At 42.9% G+C, this 17389-nt stretch carries 17 protein-coding genes; 16 read left to right on the top strand and 1 reads right to left on the bottom strand.

The annotated features are described in order from the left end of the window. Window positions 1-211 precede the first annotated feature (211 nt). From IQ457_RS07800 to IQ457_RS07860, 13 genes are all read left to right on the top strand, one after another. Window positions 212-1096: a metal ABC transporter substrate-binding protein gene (locus IQ457_RS07800; RefSeq protein ID WP_200662731.1), complete on the top strand. Its 885-nt coding sequence runs from the start codon at window positions 212-214 to the stop codon at window positions 1094-1096. A 310-nt stretch (window positions 1097-1406) separates the two neighbouring features. Next, a complete protein-coding gene (locus tag IQ457_RS07805; RefSeq protein ID WP_068404263.1) occupies window positions 1407-1814 on the top strand; it encodes an ATP synthase subunit I in 408 nt (135 codons plus the stop codon). A 730-nt stretch (window positions 1815-2544) separates the two neighbouring features. Continuing rightward, entirely contained in the window at window positions 2545-3411 is an 867-nt protein-coding gene (gene atpB, locus IQ457_RS07810; RefSeq protein ID WP_068404261.1) for a F0F1 ATP synthase subunit A, read from the top strand. A 35-nt stretch (window positions 3412-3446) separates the two neighbouring features. Continuing rightward, on the top strand, window positions 3447-3695 hold the full coding sequence (gene atpE, locus IQ457_RS07815; RefSeq protein WP_025651437.1) for a F0F1 ATP synthase subunit C: 249 nt from the start codon (window positions 3447-3449) through the stop codon (window positions 3693-3695). Between the two features lie 117 nt (window positions 3696-3812). Next, on the top strand, window positions 3813-4283 hold the full coding sequence (locus IQ457_RS07820; protein WP_025651436.1) for a F0F1 ATP synthase subunit B: 471 nt from the start codon (window positions 3813-3815) through the stop codon (window positions 4281-4283). A 13-nt stretch (window positions 4284-4296) separates the two neighbouring features. After that, a complete protein-coding gene (locus tag IQ457_RS07825; protein ID WP_200662732.1) occupies window positions 4297-4920 on the top strand; it encodes a F0F1 ATP synthase subunit delta in 624 nt (207 codons plus the stop codon). Window positions 4921-5011: 91 nt separating this feature from the next. After that, window positions 5012-6556, top strand: coding sequence for a F0F1 ATP synthase subunit alpha (gene atpA / locus IQ457_RS07830; protein WP_068404258.1), 1545 nt, complete (start codon window positions 5012-5014; stop codon window positions 6554-6556). A gap of 248 nt (window positions 6557-6804) precedes the next feature. Further along, window positions 6805-7686 carry a F0F1 ATP synthase subunit gamma gene (atpG, locus tag IQ457_RS07835; protein ID WP_068404256.1) on the top strand — a complete coding sequence of 294 codons (882 nt, stop codon included), beginning with the start codon at window positions 6805-6807 and terminating at the stop codon, window positions 7684-7686. Window positions 7687-7736: 50 nt separating this feature from the next. Then, window positions 7737-9170: a F0F1 ATP synthase subunit beta gene (gene atpD / locus IQ457_RS07840; RefSeq protein ID WP_200662733.1), complete on the top strand. Its 1434-nt coding sequence runs from the start codon at window positions 7737-7739 to the stop codon at window positions 9168-9170. Window positions 9171-9284: 114 nt separating this feature from the next. After that, complete coding sequence (locus IQ457_RS07845) at window positions 9285-9701, top strand: F0F1 ATP synthase subunit epsilon (protein ID WP_191690707.1); 417 nt, start codon at window positions 9285-9287, stop codon at window positions 9699-9701. A 764-nt stretch (window positions 9702-10465) separates the two neighbouring features. Further along, window positions 10466-11182 (top strand): response regulator, encoded by a 717-nt coding sequence (locus IQ457_RS07850; protein ID WP_021812806.1) that lies wholly within the window; start codon window positions 10466-10468, stop codon window positions 11180-11182. Between the two features lie 366 nt (window positions 11183-11548). Further along, on the top strand, window positions 11549-13234 hold the full coding sequence (locus IQ457_RS07855) for an ATP-binding protein (protein ID WP_200662734.1): 1686 nt from the start codon (window positions 11549-11551) through the stop codon (window positions 13232-13234). Window positions 13235-13318: 84 nt separating this feature from the next. Then, entirely contained in the window at window positions 13319-13498 is a 180-nt protein-coding gene (locus tag IQ457_RS07860; protein ID WP_200662735.1) for a hypothetical protein, read from the top strand. An 85-nt stretch (window positions 13499-13583) separates the two neighbouring features. On the opposite strand, the gene IQ457_RS07865 is transcribed toward IQ457_RS07860, so the two are convergent. Next, a complete protein-coding gene (locus IQ457_RS07865) occupies window positions 13584-15056 on the bottom strand; it encodes an ATP-binding protein (protein ID WP_200662736.1) in 1473 nt (490 codons plus the stop codon). A gap of 435 nt (window positions 15057-15491) precedes the next feature. Here IQ457_RS07865 and rpsP point away from each other — a divergent pair, with 435 nt between their 5' ends. The 3 genes from rpsP (at window position 15492) to trmD (ending at window position 17334) form a co-directional block, all read left to right on the top strand. Further along, window positions 15492-15761: a 30S ribosomal protein S16 gene (rpsP, locus tag IQ457_RS07870; protein ID WP_021812802.1), complete on the top strand. Its 270-nt coding sequence runs from the start codon at window positions 15492-15494 to the stop codon at window positions 15759-15761. Between the two features lie 212 nt (window positions 15762-15973). Beyond that, on the top strand, window positions 15974-16507 hold the full coding sequence (gene rimM, locus IQ457_RS07875; RefSeq protein ID WP_144297691.1) for a ribosome maturation factor RimM: 534 nt from the start codon (window positions 15974-15976) through the stop codon (window positions 16505-16507). A gap of 62 nt (window positions 16508-16569) precedes the next feature. Beyond that, the gene (gene trmD / locus IQ457_RS07880; protein ID WP_200662737.1) at window positions 16570-17334 is read left to right on the top strand and encodes a tRNA (guanosine(37)-N1)-methyltransferase TrmD; all 765 of its coding nucleotides are present in this window, start codon (window positions 16570-16572) and stop codon (window positions 17332-17334) included. The last annotated feature ends 55 nt before the right edge of the window (window positions 17335-17389 follow it).

A 17389-nucleotide genomic window follows, 5' to 3' on the forward strand; every position in this document is an offset into this window, starting at 1 on the left:
AAAGATGATCTAGCGGTGTGACGGACAGCGTTTTTAGATAATGGATATTTTATAATGGTTTTTTATATTGTTATAGTATAACATACTAAAATGTAAAACAGAGAGGTCCTTTGCATTTATTCACAGGTCTGCTGTTTTATAACTAGAATAACGTTGCAAAATATTTATAACTATCTTTGTCATTTATCCTTGAACCTTAAAAGCCGCTATTATGATTCCATTATTTAAAAACTTTATGCATTTACCTCTGCGCTTACCGCGATTGCTCATAACTGGCGTGCTTATATTTGCCTCGTTCATGATGAGCGCGCAAGCAGCAACGGTGAGCGTCAGTAACTATCCGCTGTTTTTATTAAGCCAAGCGGTGACGGAAGGCGCGCCATCAGCCAAGCAATTATTGCAAGCAGGGGAGGTCGGACATCACGGCAGTATCAGTCCCGGCGATATCAAGGTCATTCAAAATAGTAAGTTTGTGGTTTGGTTTGGCGAGCCGCTAGAAAACAACTTAGCCACCACGCTCAATAGCGCGCCTAATGCGATTACGTTATTTAAGTTCGACGCCTTTAATCGTCATCCGCTGCGCGATGTTAAAGGCAAAGCCATTGCTGGTACGCTCGATCCGCATATTTGGCTCGATCCTGAAAACGCTAAAGCCATTACGCGAGCGCTTGCTGTCATTCACAGTCATGCCAATCCGCAATATAAAAAGCTCTATCATGCCAATGCGCAAAAATTTGCCCAGCGCATGAATAAAGCCGTGGTGTCAGCTCATGCAAACCACGCGCAAAAACCTTTGCCGTATTGGGCCTATCATGATGCTTATCAATATATGGAAGACAGCGCCAAGTTCCAATTAATTGGCAGCTTAAGTACTGACCATCATTTAGCGCCAAAAGCCAGTCAGTTGCGCTGGTTAAATGAGCAGCGCCCAGCAAAACAAATGTGCTTGGTTAGTCCAAGTCAGCCTGCTAAAGGTTTGCTTACAAAGTTACAGCCAGTTAAGAGTACCGTGCAAGCGGAAGACATGAGCAACAGTAAAGATTTTGTTAGCGGCTGGCAGACAATGGCACAGCAAATCCGTCAGTGTATTTCCTAAATATCGGTAACCCTAATAGCAAGCTGAGCTTTTAGGCTATTTGAAATGATGCAAGTTAAATTAACGGTAGAATAGATGGATTTAGAGGTGATTAGTGCTACTTTATTGACTCTGTAGAGAGATTTTCAGCGCTAAATAACTAAATGCTTGATAAAAGTCATATTTCACTTGCTTAAAATCTGCTTGCTCCCTATAATAAGTGGCGTTTTATTTTGGTTAAAAGATAACGTCTGTAGAGTGAGCCATTCACGGATAATATTGTCGCAACGGTGCGGCGTTGTCCCCACGTTATAGAGCTATAGAAATATCAATGACCAAACCTGCCAAACGCACCCAAAGAGATAAGATTGCTATTTATCTAAAACGCCAAGCATGGATTTTATTTATCCTGATTGTGCTCGGTTGGATAGTAGATGTTACTTGGTTGGGTAATAACGGCAATACGCTTGTTATCGCAAAGAGTAACGCTATTGGTGCGCTACTCAGTTTTGCCACCCAAGCGGTCTTTGCTGGATTTATCTTTTGGTATACCGGATATCGCGCGCGCAGACATATTGTCAGCCAGCTATATCGGGGTCAAATGGTCAAATGGTTATTGACCGTATGTGGTTTTGCACTAATTTTTATTACCATACAACCTCTATCAGCGCCTGCGCTATTCGTCGGTTTTATGGTAATGCAGATTAGTCACAGTTGGATGTTGTGGCAGATACGCTAGCCTTATAAGCTATTATAATTTTAATAGCTCAATAATACAGCACATACATTTGTCATCCTGCGGTCCAGCTTCTCTAAGATTACTGTTAAAAAGTCATCAATCACTGATTAAGTGACTGAAAACTGTTTTTACAATAAAAGTATGAATAAAGACGCTTAACTAGAGCTAAGCGTAAAAATCGCGATAAGTAAGCCTCCTTTTAAATAGGGTGTTCAAATACAATTAAATTATCGGCTTTGATGGATAGAGGCAAAGCCATAGTAGCGAACGTTAACAGCGGTTAACGTATTCATACCGTAAATAAAAAAGTCATAATTGACTTTACACGATTACAACGCTGCATTAATATAGACAGCTAACTGTCTTGCTGCTGAGCACCGTATTGGGTGTGATGAAATTAAAGCGAGACAAGTAAACAATACTTAAAAATTTGCGTAGATATGCAAGGGCCATTAATGAATAATCGTGCGCCCTTTTTTGATAGCTAAAATTTATCCATGACTATCAAATTGAGCCGCCGCAATAAAAAAATTGGTTATTCCGCTTAATTATTTAAGAATAACAGAGTAGTTATAGAGCTATGGGTTGGATGTTATTGGTTACATGAGGGCTGTAAGTGTTTTTCTGGATTTGCTTAACCGCAGATTGGTGACAACGCAAACGCCTCATCAGATGACAACCATATTTTTTGGTAGTTGATTAAATCGTTGATTAATAAGAAGCTTACATTATGGCATCCGAGCAAACATCATCAGAATATATCTCTCACCACTTAACGAATTGGACGTACGGCTATCTGCCGGGCGAAGGTTGGAAAGTTGCCCATACTGCTGAAGAAGCAGGATTAATGGGTTTTAAAGCTATCCATCTTGACTCCATGTTATGGTCAATCGGTCTGGGTATTTTATTTTGTGCCATCTTTTGGATGGTTGCCAAAAAAGTTACTTCAGGCGTTCCCGGCAAAACTCAAGCAGCGGTTGAGATGATCGTTGAGTTTGTTGATAACAACGTTCGCGATTCTTATAGTGGTACGTCAAAATTGATTGCGCCGCTAGCGTTGACCATTTTTGTATGGATTTTCTTGATGAACTTGATGGATTTATTGCCTATCGACTTCATTCCAAGTCTAGCAGGTCAAGTTGGCGCTGCGATGGGTCATGATCCACATCACGTGTTCTTCAAGATTGTACCAACGACTGACCCTAATATCACCCTAGGCATGTCATTTTCTGTCTTTGCGTTGATTATTTACTACAGTATTAAAGAAAAAGGGTTGGGTGGTTTTATCGGTGAGTTAACACTGCATCCGTTTAGCGCCAAAAACCCAATCATGCAAATCATTTTAATCCCCATCAACTTTATCTTAGAGTTTGTTACTTTGATTGCCAAACCCATTTCACTAGGTTTGCGTCTGTTCGGTAACATGTATGCTGGGGAGCTAATCTTCGTATTGATTGCCCTGATGCCGTTTTGGATTCAATGGGCGTTATCGGTGCCGTGGGCGATTTTCCACATCTTAATTATTACCCTTCAAGCGTTCGTATTTATGATGTTGACGATAGTTTATATGTCGCTTGCATCATCAACTGAACATTAATTATATACATTCAATAGGTAAATGAGGATACATCAATGGATCCAGTATTAGGTGGTTACACAGTTATCGCAGTAGCACTGCTTATCGGTCTTGGCGCACTTGGCACAGGCATTGGTTTTGCTATTCTAGGCGGCAAGTTCTTAGAAGGTGTTGCACGTCAACCAGAACTTGGTTCACAACTGCAAACTCGTATGTTCATCGTGGCAGGTCTACTTGATGCCGTACCGATGATTGGTGTTGGTATTGCTATGCTATTGTTGTTCGCTAACCCTCTAGCAGGTTAATCAGAAAGCTCAGTTGTAAATGTTTGGTGGTCAAAGTTTGTATATTAAACATAGCCAAAGTTTGGCTATCAAATATGATCAATGAAACTGATTTTTCATTAACAAAGAGGTGATCACGTGAATATCAATTCTACCCTCATCGGTCAAGCCATTGCTTTTGCAATATTTGTTATTTTTTGCATGAAATTCGTGTGGCCACCACTTATCGGTGCCATTAATGAGCGTCAGCGTAAAATCGCTGAAGGCTTAAACGCCGCAGAAAAAGCAAAAGCAGATTTAGCGACCGCGGAGCAAAATGTACAGCAGGAGCTTGATGTTGCAAAAACTAAAGCTGCTGCGCTAATTGAGCAAGCGAACAAGAGCGCCAATCAGCTTGTTGAAGATGCAAAATTGCAAGCCCAAGCAGAAGGCGAACGCATTCGTCAACAAGCGCAAGCCTCTATCGACCAAGAAATCAATCAAGCGCGTGAATCATTGCGTGCCCAAGTTGCTGAACTGGCTGTACTTGGTGCTGAAAAGATTTTGCAAGACAAAGTCGATGTGCAAAAACATGCCAGTATGTTAGACCAACTGGCGGCGAAGCTGTAATTGTGAGGATATCATGGCTGACTTATCAACCTTAGCACGACCGTACGCTAAAGCCGCGTTTGACTATGCCAATGAAAACGGGGTAGTAAATGAGTGGGAAAACTTCTTATTTATTGCCGCTACCGTTGTCAATGACAAGTCGTTCAGTACTTGGCTAGACAATCCAGCTGTTTCTGCTGAGCATAAGTCAGCTGCTTTGGTCGATCTTTATGATACGCAAGTAGCTAGCGCGAATGATTCTGCTTTTAAGCAGTTATTAGGTGAGACCCAAGGGGCTCGTCATGACCAAAACGCCAGCTATCCTAAAGTATCAGTAGCACTTAGTAACTTCGTTAAACAGTTATCAGAACAAGAGCGTCTGGCGCTGCTTCCTGAAGTTTATGAGCATTATCGCCGTCACAAGGCAATAAGCTTAAAGCAGCTTGACGCTTATGTGACCTCTGCTTATCCATTAACCGATGCTCAGCGTCAGACGCTGCAAACGCGTCTTGCTGACTCGCTCAATGCGAGCGTAGTGATTCACGAGTCGGTTGATCCAAATCTATTGGCGGGCGCTACGATTAAAGTCGGTGACAAAGTTATCGATGATTCGATGCGTGGCAAGTTACAACAGTTAAAAACACAGCTAACGGCCTAATGCCAATCATCCGTGCAGCTTAATAAAGCTTGCGTGATATAAGAGCATTTAAGTCAGTGGCGGGTTATCATAAATTAAAGGAAACAAGGCAATGCAACAATTGAATCCAGCGGAAATCAGTAATCTGATTAAGCAGCGTATTCAAGACCTTGATGCGGGTGCAACTGCAAAGAATGAAGGCACGATTGTCAAAGTATCTGACGGTATCGTGCAGATTCATGGTCTTGAAGATGCCATGTACGGCGAAATGATTGAGTTTGAAGGTGAAATCTACGGAATGGCGCTTAACTTAGAGCGTGATTCTGTTGGTGCAGTAGTATTAGGCGACTTCCTAAAACTACAAGAAGGTCAAAAAGCCTATTGTACTGGTCGTATTTTGGAAGTACCCGTAGGTCCTGAGTTGCTAGGCCGTGTTGTTGATGCTTTAGGTAACCCTATTGATGGCAAAGGTCCTATCGATGCCAAGATGACTGATAAAGTCGAAAAAATCGCCCCAGGCGTAATCGACCGTCAATCAGTTGATCAACCAGTCATGACAGGTTATAAAGCCGTTGATACCATGATTCCAATCGGTCGTGGTCAGCGTGAGCTTATCATTGGTGACCGTCAGACGGGTAAAACCGCCATGGCTATCGATGCGATCATTGCCCAAAAAGCCTCTGGTATTAAGTGTGTCTACGTGGCAATCGGTCAAAAACGTTCTACCATTGCTAACGTGGTACGTAAGCTTGAGCAAACTGGTGCGCTTGAATATACCACTGTGGTTGTCGCTTCAGCGTCAGAGCCAGCAGCACTTCAATATATCGCACCGTACTCAGGTTGTACGATGGGCGAATACTTCCGTGACCGCGGCGAAGATGCACTGATTGTATTTGATGACTTATCAAAACAAGCCGTTGCTTATCGTCAAATCTCACTATTGCTACGTCGTCCGCCAGGTCGTGAAGCCTATCCTGGTGACGTATTCTACTTACACTCACGTTTACTTGAGCGTGCATCACGCGTAAACGCGGCATACGTAGAAAAATTCACCAATGGTGAAGTGGTTGGTAAAACTGGTTCTTTAACCGCGCTACCTATCATTGAAACCCAAGCCGGTGACGTCTCTGCATTCGTACCAACCAACGTGATTTCAATCACTGATGGTCAGATTTTCTTAGAGTCTAGCCTATTTAACTCAGGTATCCGTCCAGCAGTCAACGCTGGTATCTCGGTATCGCGTGTTGGTGGTGCTGCTCAGACGAAGATTATCAAGAAACTGTCTGGTGGTATCCGTACTGCACTGGCTCAGTATCGTGAATTGGCAGCATTTGCTCAGTTTGCATCAGACCTTGATGACGCAACGCGTGAACAGCTTGATCATGGTGAGCGCGTGACTGAATTGATGAAGCAAAAACAATATCAGCCAATGTCTATCTCTGAGCAAGCCGCAGTTATCTATGCGTCGAACGAAGGCTTCTTAGCTGACGTACCAGTCGAGAAGATTGGTTCTTTTGAAGAAGCTTACTTACGCTATATGCATGATGAGCAAAGTGAATTGATGCGTGAGATTGATGACACTGCAAATTATAATGATGATATCGCAGGTCGTTTAAAGTCATCTTTAGAGACCTTTAAACAAAATCACAGTTATTAATTTAACGGGTTAAACCTGAAGTGGTTAGCGCTCTGCTTTAGAGCGCAAAAAGTGGCGCATTATTTAAGAAACTTTTAAGTCTAAAAGACTTTCTTTTAAGATAATGGCGCCGCTATTTTAACCAATGAAGGTCTAAGATTGCGTCATGCCACAAGATGTAAAGACATTACTTCGATAAGTTCAGTGTTTTATATTAAACGATTGTTGCATACGCCCATGCTTTTTAACCCTCTTATATTGGAATCATTATGGCAAGCTTAAAAGAGATACGTGCCAAAGTCACCAGTATTAAAAGTACCCAAAAAATTACTCGCGCTATGCAAATGGTAGCCGCTAGTAAAATGCGCCGTGCCCAAGAGCGCATGGAAGTGGGTCGCCCGTATGCTGATAGTATGCGCCGGGTTATTTCGCATTTGGTGCATGCCTCATCAGATTACAAACACCCATATATGGTCTCGCGTCCGGTTGATAAAGTTGGCTATATTGTCATCACATCAGATCGCGGCCTAGCGGGTGGTTTGAATATTAACCTATTCAAAGCTTTATCTAAAAGCATTCAGCAGTATCAAGACCAGTCCGTACAAGCCGAGTTTGCCGTTATTGGTGCTAAAGGCGTGAGTTTCTTTAAAAACTTCGGTGGTAAAGTCACTTCAGCCGTTACTGACTATGGTGATAAACCGACGTTTGAGCAATTAAACGCGCCGGTGCAAGCGATGTTAGAAGACTATAGCAACGGTAAATTAGACCGTATTTATGTGGTCTATAATCAGTTTGTCAACGCTATGACCCAAAAGCCGATTGTCAACCAATTGGTACCTTTACCAGAGGGTTCATTTGGTGATGAAGAAAGTGGCATACAAACAGAGCTGAGCTGGGATTATATCTACGAGCCTGACATTAAAACCTTGATTGATGAATTACTTGGTCGCTATATCGAGTCGATTGTCTATCAAGCGGTAATGGAAAACATTGCCTCTGAGCAGTCTTCACGTATGGTTGCGATGAAAGCGGCAACAGATAATGCTGGTGACCTAATTAACGATTTACAGTTGGTTTATAATAAGCTGCGTCAAGCGGCGATTACCCGAGAAATCTCGGAAATCGTTGGCGGTGCTGCTGCTGTTTCATAATTGAAACCCTTTATAAAACCCACTATATACAGAAGTTCAAGGAGAACGCAATGAGTAGCGGTCGTATTGTACAGATTATTGGCGCGGTTCTTGACGTTGAGTTTGACCGTAACGAAGTTCCTCAAATTTTTGATGCCTTGCAAGTAGACGGCACTGAGACCACCCTAGAAGTCCAGCAACAGCTAGGTGACGGTATCGTACGTACTATTGCGATGGGTTCAACCGAAGGTTTAAAGCGTAACCTACCAGTGACTAACACGGGCGCACCTATTTCTGTACCAGTCGGTATGGGTACATTAGGTCGCATCATGGATGTTCTTGGTCGTCCTATCGATGAAGAAGGTCCAGTTGCTGCTGAAGAAAAATGGTCCATCCACCGTGAAGCCCCAAGCTATGCAGAACAGTCAAACAGTACTGAGCTGTTAGAGACAGGTATTAAAGTTATCGACTTACTTTGCCCGTTTGCTAAAGGTGGTAAAGTTGGTCTGTTTGGCGGTGCTGGTGTTGGTAAAACCGTCAACATGATGGAATTGATCAACAACATCGCCCTTAAACACGAAGGTCTATCCGTGTTTGCTGGTGTTGGTGAGCGTACTCGTGAAGGTAACGACTTCTATCACGAAATGCAAGAAGCGGGTGTTGTCAACGTTGAAGACTTTAGCAAATCTAAAGTTGCGATGGTATATGGTCAGATGAATGAGCCACCAGGTAACCGTTTACGTGTTGCACTGTCTGGTTTGACCATGGCTGAGTACTTCCGTGATACCAAAGATCCTGTCACTGGCAAAGGTCGTGACGTATTATTGTTCGTTGATAACATCTATCGTTATACGCTAGCGGGTACTGAAGTATCGGCACTGCTAGGCCGTATGCCATCAGCGGTTGGTTATCAGCCAACGCTCGCTGAAGAAATGGGTATGCTGCAAGAGCGTATTACTTCAACGCAATCAGGTTCAATTACTTCTGTACAAGCGGTATATGTACCTGCGGATGACTTGACGGATCCATCACCAGCAACGACGTTTGCTCACTTGGATGCGACAGTGGTACTAAGCCGTGATATCGCTTCACAAGGTATCTATCCTGCGGTTGATCCACTAGATTCAACATCACGTCAGCTTGATCCATTGGTTATCGGTGAAGAGCATTACAACGTTGCTCGCGGCGTGCAGGAAGTTCTTCAGCGTTATAAAGAGCTTAAAGACATTATCGCCATTCTAGGTATGGATGAGTTGTCAGAAGAAGATAAACTAGTCGTTTATCGTGCGCGTAAGATCCAGCGTTTCTTGTCACAGCCATTCCACGTAGCGGAAGTATTCACCGGTGCTCCTGGTAAATATGTTGCATTACGCGATACCATTGCTAGCTTTAAAGCAATCATCGCGGGTGAATACGATGACCTACCAGAGCAAGCTTTCTATATGGCAGGCGGCATCGACGAAGTTGTTGCTAAAGCAGAAAAAATGAAGTCTTCTGCAGCGTAAGTTTATAAGTATGGGCTAACGAGTAGGTATAATATAACCTTTATATCTACTCCTCAGTAACGCATCGCAGTTTTTACTGTTTTTTGATCGCGCTTTGATGGTAAGGAATTAAGTATGGCAACGTTACAATGTCGCGTCGTAAGTGCTCGTGAAGAGTTGTATTCAGGCGAAATTAGCATGTTAATAGCTAGTGGTACCGAAGGCGAAATTGGTATATTGCCAGGTCACACCCCGCTTATTACTTTGCTAAAACCCGGTCCGATGCGCGTACAAACGCCTAACGGTGAAGAAGAAGTTATTTATGTATCTGGCGGTGTGTTAGAAGTACAACCAAAAATGGTCACCGTACTTGCTGATACTGCGATGCGTGCGCACAATCTTGACGAAAGTAAAATCGTTGAAGCACGTAAGAAAGCTGAGCAAATGCTGGTCAACCAATCTGATACCGTACAAACCAATGCGGCATTAGCGTCATTGGCTGAATCAGTCGCCCAGTTGCAGACTATTCGTAAATATAAAAACCGCGCCTAGTACATTGTTACGCTTTAGTTTTTGTTATAAACATAAAAACAGTCCATGAAGGGCTGTTTTTTTATGCTTGTTCTTCTAATAGTTAGCTTTCTAGTAGTTAGCGTTTAATATTTGCCATAGCTCAGACATTTACTATAGTGAGTGAAAAGTAATATCAATACAGTACGCACTGCTGATATCAGTTTTTCTTGCTTGCTGTGCCTGCGCAGACAGAGGCTACAAAAAATTGATATCAGCAATACCCTCGCGTTTTAGGATATTTTGACTATATTTGAAAATCTCCTAGGTGATGCAATATTTATCAAAAACTAAACTGATTTTCATAAAATGATGGAAAAGTGACTAGCGGCAACGCTGATATATGGTTATATTAGAGAGTAGCAACCACATTTTTTATTTTAAAAGTCCAGCAGTTATTTGGCGTCATCTAATAACATTTAATGTTTGAGCTTTTAAAGCGTTGGTTCGATATAAGACCAGTAGAATGATTAAATAAAATTTATCCTATGCCTTTTAAAGTTAATAAAAGGTATAATTTTTGGACGCAAACTAACGTTTTAAAGGACGTAGTTTATAGGTTTTGTTACCAACTATAAGCTATAGTATAGGAAGCTGTGTGTTTAATAGTATACTGTGCTACCAAGTTTGTAACCGTGTTACGGTCACTGCCTGTATTGGATTACAAATTGATTGAGTTACGGTGCTATTAATTTACCGCTCTTATTTTCACCGCTTTTAAATAAGATGTATTAGAGGATATAACAATGACAACGAATGAAGAAGACAACACCCCCCGAATCTTGATTGTTGAGGATGACGAGCGCTTAGCCATGTTGACCCAAGATTACTTGGTTAAAAATGGTTTAGAAGTGGCAATTGAAACCGATGGTAATCGCGCCATTCGCCGTATTGTCAATGAACAACCAGATTTGGTCGTACTTGATGTCATGCTTCCTGGTAGCGATGGCTTGACGGTATGTCGTGAAGTACGTCCACACTATCAAAATCCTATTTTGATGCTGACCGCGCGCACAGAAGATATGGATCAGGTTTTGGGTCTTGAAATGGGCGCTGATGACTATGTCGCTAAGCCTGCGCAGCCACGTGTATTGCTTGCCCGTATCCGTGCTTTACTACGCCGCTCAGAAAATGCGCCATCGGAAGATGTGCCGCAGCGTCTTGAGTTTGGTGAGTTGGTTATCGACAATGGCGGTCGCTCAGTGAACTTGGGTGACGAATTGGTTGATTTCACCAGTGCCGAATATGACTTATTATGGTTACTTGCGTCTAACGCTGGTCGTATCTTGTCACGTGAAGATATCTTTGAGCGTCTACGCGGTATTGAATATGACGGTCAAGATCGCTCAATCGACGTACGTATCTCGCGTATCCGTCCAAAAATTGGTGATGATCCAGAAAATCCTAAACGTATCAAAACCGTGCGTAGTAAAGGCTATTTGTTCGTTAAAGAAGGCAATTAACAGCGAATTGTTAATACAATTCTCTTTACTAAAATACTTTTTAATAAAAAACCAGCGTAAAGCTGGTTTTTTATGGTCTAAATTTTAATTTTTAAACTTAAATGCTGCGTTATGTGGTTTAATTGAGCGATAATTATGGACGCTAGATTAATAGTATAGTGAGTGAAAAGTAATATCGATACATCACGCACTGCTAATATTAATTTTTCTTGTTTGCTGTGCCTGCGCAGACAGAGGCTACGAAAAATTGATATCAGCAATACCGTCGCGTTTTTAGGATATTTTGATTATATGAGATAAATTGCGCTGCAAGAATTTCTCTTCTTCCTTTATCAATAATTTTTTATTAGGTTGGTCACGGCACGTATGTCATTAGTTTCTTCTCTTAAACACAGTATCTTTGTTCGTATTTATGCTGGACTGCTCATTGTCTGTTTGTGTGTGGCATTATTTGCGCAATTGTTGATGGATACGATCAATAAAGAACGCGTCCAATCTTACCGCGAAAATATGGCCACGGGCGCTTTTCATATCGTTGCTGAAGGCATTGCCCATCAAGAAAGCGAATCGCAGCGTGAGTATTGGTTGTCGGATGCCAGTAGCTTATTTGGCGCAGAATTTAACATTGTGCCTATTAACGAGGTCGATTTTAATGCCAGTGAGCTGCGCCGTTTTGAAAAAGGCAACACCGTCGTTCGCTATGTTGCCCAGCCTATTTATGCTGATGTTTATTATCGCTTGCCAGACAACGAGAGTGTTTTAACCGCGCGTATCTCGCAAGTGACCGAGCAGCAAGTACGCGCCATCGCGATATTTTTGCTCGATGATTTGTCTTATTACGCGACTTTATCCGATAAGCGTGCGCGTTTGGCAGAACTAGAAGAAAAATTCTCTTTTCCATTAGAATTTAGAGCGATCAATACCCTTAATTTAGACCCCGATCAAATGGCACGCTTACGCCGCGATGAGGTCGTCATCTTATTACAAGATACCAATACCAGCAAAAGTAATTCGTCTATTAAAGTGGTCGTGCCGTCTGAAATCAATGATATGGCGATTTTAATCGGGCCGGTACCTTTGTTTAACTGGTTCCCGCTCAATCTGATTGTCAGTATGATTTTGATCAGTATGTTCCTAATCAGCTTAGGCGTGTATGCGCTTATTTTCCCGCTAGAGCGCAAGCTGCAACTGATTCAGGTGGGCGTTAACGAAGTCAGTAAAGGCAATCTTGATATCAAAGTACAAGTCATCGGACAAGATGAAATTGCGCGTTTATCGGCGACATTTAATGCGATGACGGCCCATATTAAGCGTTTGATTGAGTCACAGCGCGAGCTGACGCGGGCAGTATCGCACGAACTGCGAACGCCGGTTGCACGTATTCGTTTCGCTGTCGACATGCTGGCAGATACCGATGATGAAGATTCGCGCTTTATGCAGCGTGATTATATTGATGAAGATATCGAAGCGCTAAATGGTTTGATTGATGAGATTCTAACGTACGCCAAGCTTGAAGAGGGCTCACCAAAACTGGATTTAGAACCGGTCAATCTGCGCGAGTTGCTTGAGCAAATTGAGCGTGAAACCAATGCTTTGGGCAAACCGATTAAGATAGTGACTAAGCTGCCCAATGCAAAAGTAACGGCGGTTGCGGATAGACGTTACCTGCATCGCGTGATTCAGAATCTAGCCGGAAATGCTTTACGTTATGCCGAAACCACGATTATCATTAGTGCTGGGGTGAGAAAAGGCAATGCTTTTGTCAGCGTAGAAGATGATGGGCACGGTATTCCTGAAGCCGACCGTGAAAAAGTCTTTATTCCGTTTTCACGCTTGGACGATAGTCGCACCCGTGCATCAGGTGGTTATGGTTTGGGCTTGTCTATTGTGTCGCGTATCGCCTTTTGGTTTAATGGCAATATGAAAGTAGACGAGAGCCGCGAGCTTGGCGGCGCACGCTTTGTCATGACTTGGCCGATTAAACCCTTGACCCAAGTTCTTGCTGCCGATGAGTTGACACAAGAAAAAAGTGAACGCGATTTCGATGCTTAATTTTTTGTAATGACGGATAAATTGATATTGATGATTTATTAAAATGATTGAAATGAGCTTATTAATAGTAGAGGAGGGCAAAGGATGCCGTATTTGTTTGGTGGTTTAGTGGTATTGAACGCAGCAGCGCTTGGATATTATTTATTTTTGCAGCAGCCAACCAGCACTGAGACCCTAAAGGCTGCGCAGCAAGAAATAACCCTACCTTTAACTTTTAGCAATAGCGCCGAGTACATTCCTCCGGTGATTGGTACCAAAAAGTAGGGCTATTAAAGTGTCCAATAACGATCAGTTATTAGCCACACTCTGATGTTGTCTGCTATTTCTATTTATTCAACGACCATCTATTTTATTGGTCGTCTATATTGCTAGCAACGTTAGATAGTCTGTCATTGTCAGCAGCCAATGGCGGCTCTCCGGCAACTTTAGAGATAAGTGGAATACGGACACAGACTTGTAGGCCGCCATCTGGGTGATTGATGGCCTCGACAGTCCCATGATGCAGGCGCGCGATACGGTCGACAATCGCCAGGCCTAAACCGCTACCCTGAGTAGTACGTGCTGACTCTCCGCGCTCAAACGGTTGCATAATACGCTCTAATTGGTCTTCTGCGACGCCCTCACCGCAGTCGCGCACACATATCAATAACTGCTCTTTTGCTTCTTTATTGACCTCATTTTCAGTCACTACATCGCTGTCTTCTACCACCGTTTTTTCTATGAATGTCGGCACTACAGTCGCGGATAAATAAATGGGCGGTTTGCCGTAACGTTTGGCATTATTGACCAAGTTAATCACCAAGCGTTTGATAGACATTGGCCGTACGGGTACCATTTTGTGACATTCGGATTGATAAATAAACTCCAGCGGCGCAAATTGCACCATGATTTCATTAAATATGGTGTCCAAATTGGTCAGACGCATCGGCTCATCGGAACCGTCTTTCATAAAGGAAATAAACTGCTCCAAAATCGCATCCATATCTTCGATATCGTAAATCAAACCTTCACGGAAAAATTCATCGGGCAGCATCTCAGCGGTTAAACGCATACGGGTCAGCGGCGTACGCAAGTCGTGCGAGATACCCGCCAGCATAATCGTCCGCTCTTTTTGTGCCTGATTGAGGGTAGTAAATAAGCGATTAAATGCCATATTAACTTGGCGAATCTCAGTGGGACCATTGTGGGTCGGTAAGGTAGTAGCGTGACCCAAGCGAATATAGTTGGTCGCCGCACGCTGCAAATAGCGTAGTGGACGATTTAATTGCCGCGCTAATAAAATAATGGTCAGCAAGGTTAAAATTGGTAGGCCGACTAAAAACAATACTAATAAAGCGGGACTGTACTGCGAATAATACACCACCGGCTCGCGAATCCAAAAGCTGGTATCGCGACTGTCTTGCACCCATAGCTGCGGCGTTGGTTTAAACTTAAAATACACCTCTACGGGACGACCCAATTGCGCGCCGATTTCGCGCTGCAATACATCGGTAAAGACGCCAACAAACGCCTTATCTTCTATCACCGGAAAATCACTAGGATTATTGACCACCACCACATGTGAATGTTGATAAATCCATTGCCGTACGGCCGGCTCATTTTTCCAGTCTTTATTGACGCTGTTCATCAAACGTAATTCGCTGGTCAGATAGCGCGCATGGTTTTTAAGCTCTGGCAAATATAGACTGCGCCAAAAAAACGAAATCGACACCCCGACACTGATAATGACAATAAAAGCGACCATCAAGGTGGTGAGCCAACTATTAGAGTAGGAGCGGGCGAGCCAACCTTTGCGCCGAGGCTGTGATTTTGCGGTGGTCATATATATCCAAAAAATTAATAAAAATATGGGTAAAGTGATTTTCTTTAAAATGGCAGGTAAAGCAGGTAAAGCAGGTAAATAAGGTATTTTTATTGAATGTCTATATAAATTAAATATCTAGATAAAAAGTACATCGCTGTATGCGCGCTTACAAGCTTACGTTTTATAGATTTCTATCACTGCTATTGTTGGTAGCATAGCATAATCAAATAATAAGACAGGTTGCTTTACGATAGTCAATTTGCAAGAAGACTCAAGCCTGAAATAATATTTTGTCCCTATAATAGACAAGATATTTTGAATTGTATTTTACATGCTTTACCATTTAAGCTATTGTTAATAAATAATTAAATAAGCACGGTTTATGTTTTCAATAAAATAAGACTGTGCTATAATTATGCCCTTTTTGGTATACCTGCGAAAGAGAGAATTCACATGGTTGTTATTCGTTTAGCACGGGGCGGTGCCAAGAAACGCCCATTTTATCAAGTAGTTGTTGCTGATCAACGCCGCGCGCGTGACGGTCGCTACATTGAAAACATCGGCTTTTTTAACCCACTCGCTAAAGAGTCTGAAGAAGCAGTACGCCTAAACATGGAAGCGTACAATGCGTGGATCGCTAAAGGTGCACAACCTTCAGATCGCGTTGCTTCATTAGCAAAAGCTTATAACAAGTCTGCCGCTCAAACTGAAGCAACTGCTTAAGTTTGTACCGTCAATGAGGCGCTGATAGCTGGTCTATGGCAGTCTCAACAGACTTTAGAAAACATAGCGTAACTGGTCTGACCAGGGTGCGCCATTAACTGTTTATGACTTTTGATTGCGCTTAGCGCTGTTGATTGAATTGTATTTATCCTCGTTTTTTAGTCATTGCTGTATCTATCATTGTTGTTTTAGTCATCGTTAGGTTAGCCGTTATGTCATCTGTTCCAAACGCTAGTGCGCTTATGAAAATCGGTCAGCTAAAAAAGCCTTATGGCATCAAAGGCTGGCTGTGGGTATTTAGTGACACGGATGATCGCACGGCAATCTTTGACATGCAGCCTTGGTGGATGAAAACTGCTACTGGCATGAAGCCTTTAACCGTAAAGGCGTGGCGCGAGCAAGGGACGGGCATTGTCGCTCAATTTGAGCAAGTCCCTGATCGTAACGTTGCAGAGACCATGAATGGCGTGACCATTTGGGTTGAGCAAAACGTTTTGCCAGAAACCGGTGAAGACGAATATTATTGGTCAGATTTGGTGGGCCTGCGCGTGATAAACGAGCAGGACGAAAACTTAGGCGAGATTACTGAAATGTTTGAAACCGGGGCCCATGACATCATGCGTGTCGCGGCAACGTCAGACAGTTTGGACGCCGAGGAGCGCCTAATACCTTGGCATAAGCAAACGGTGATTGAGGTCAATTTGGCTGAGAAAACCGTGCTTGTGGCATGGCAAAGTGATTATTAATCGTAATTTCTTTTGATTGATAAAAACGTCATTAACGCAGTTTTTATGCAAGTAGAGATCTGATGTATTTTGCCGTGATTAGTATTTTCCCTGAAATGTTTGCCACGATTCGTGAGTTTGGAATCACGGGACGGGCAGTCACTCAGGAGCAAGTCACGATTGAATGCATCAATCCACGTGATTATACCACGGATAATTATCGCCGTATTGATGAGCGCCCGTATGGTGGAGGTCCTGGTATGGTGATGATGGCTGAGCCATTATCCCTAGCAATTGAGGATGCCCGCCTGCGCGCCAGTCAGCACGGTTGCCGTGTCGATAGTGCGCACTGTCCGGTGATATATATGTCACCACAAGGCAAAACGCTCAGCGAAAGTAGTGTGGTCAGTATGACTGAGTATGACGGCATGATTTTATTATGTGGTCGTTACGAAGGTATTGATGAGCGCTTACTGACGCAGTATGTCGATATGGAAATTTCACTTGGTGATTATGTGTTGACCGGTGGCGAGCTACCAGCAATGGTGCTCATGGATAGTGTGATACGTCGTCTGCCTGATATTATGGGTGATGATAAATCTGCTGAGCAAGACTCGTTTGTCGATGGTTTGCTTGATTGTCCGCACTATACCAAGCCGCATGAATTTGCTGGGTTGGCGGTCCCTGAAGTTCTACTTTCAGGACATCATGGCAATATCGCCAAGTGGCGCTTTAGCCAACAGGTCGAACGTACGCAAGCGCGGCGTCCAGATTTATGGCAAGCGTTTACGCCAACGGTCGAGCAAGCGAAGTGGTTAAAGGCATTGACAAAAGCAGATAAAAAATAGCGTTAATAGCGGTTAATAAATAAACAGTTAAGCAATAAAATTTTGAGCAACAATA

The sequence above is a fragment of the Psychrobacter sp. M9-54-1 genome (assembly GCF_016613355.1).
Lineage (GTDB): Bacteria > Pseudomonadota > Gammaproteobacteria > Pseudomonadales > Moraxellaceae > Psychrobacter > Psychrobacter faecalis.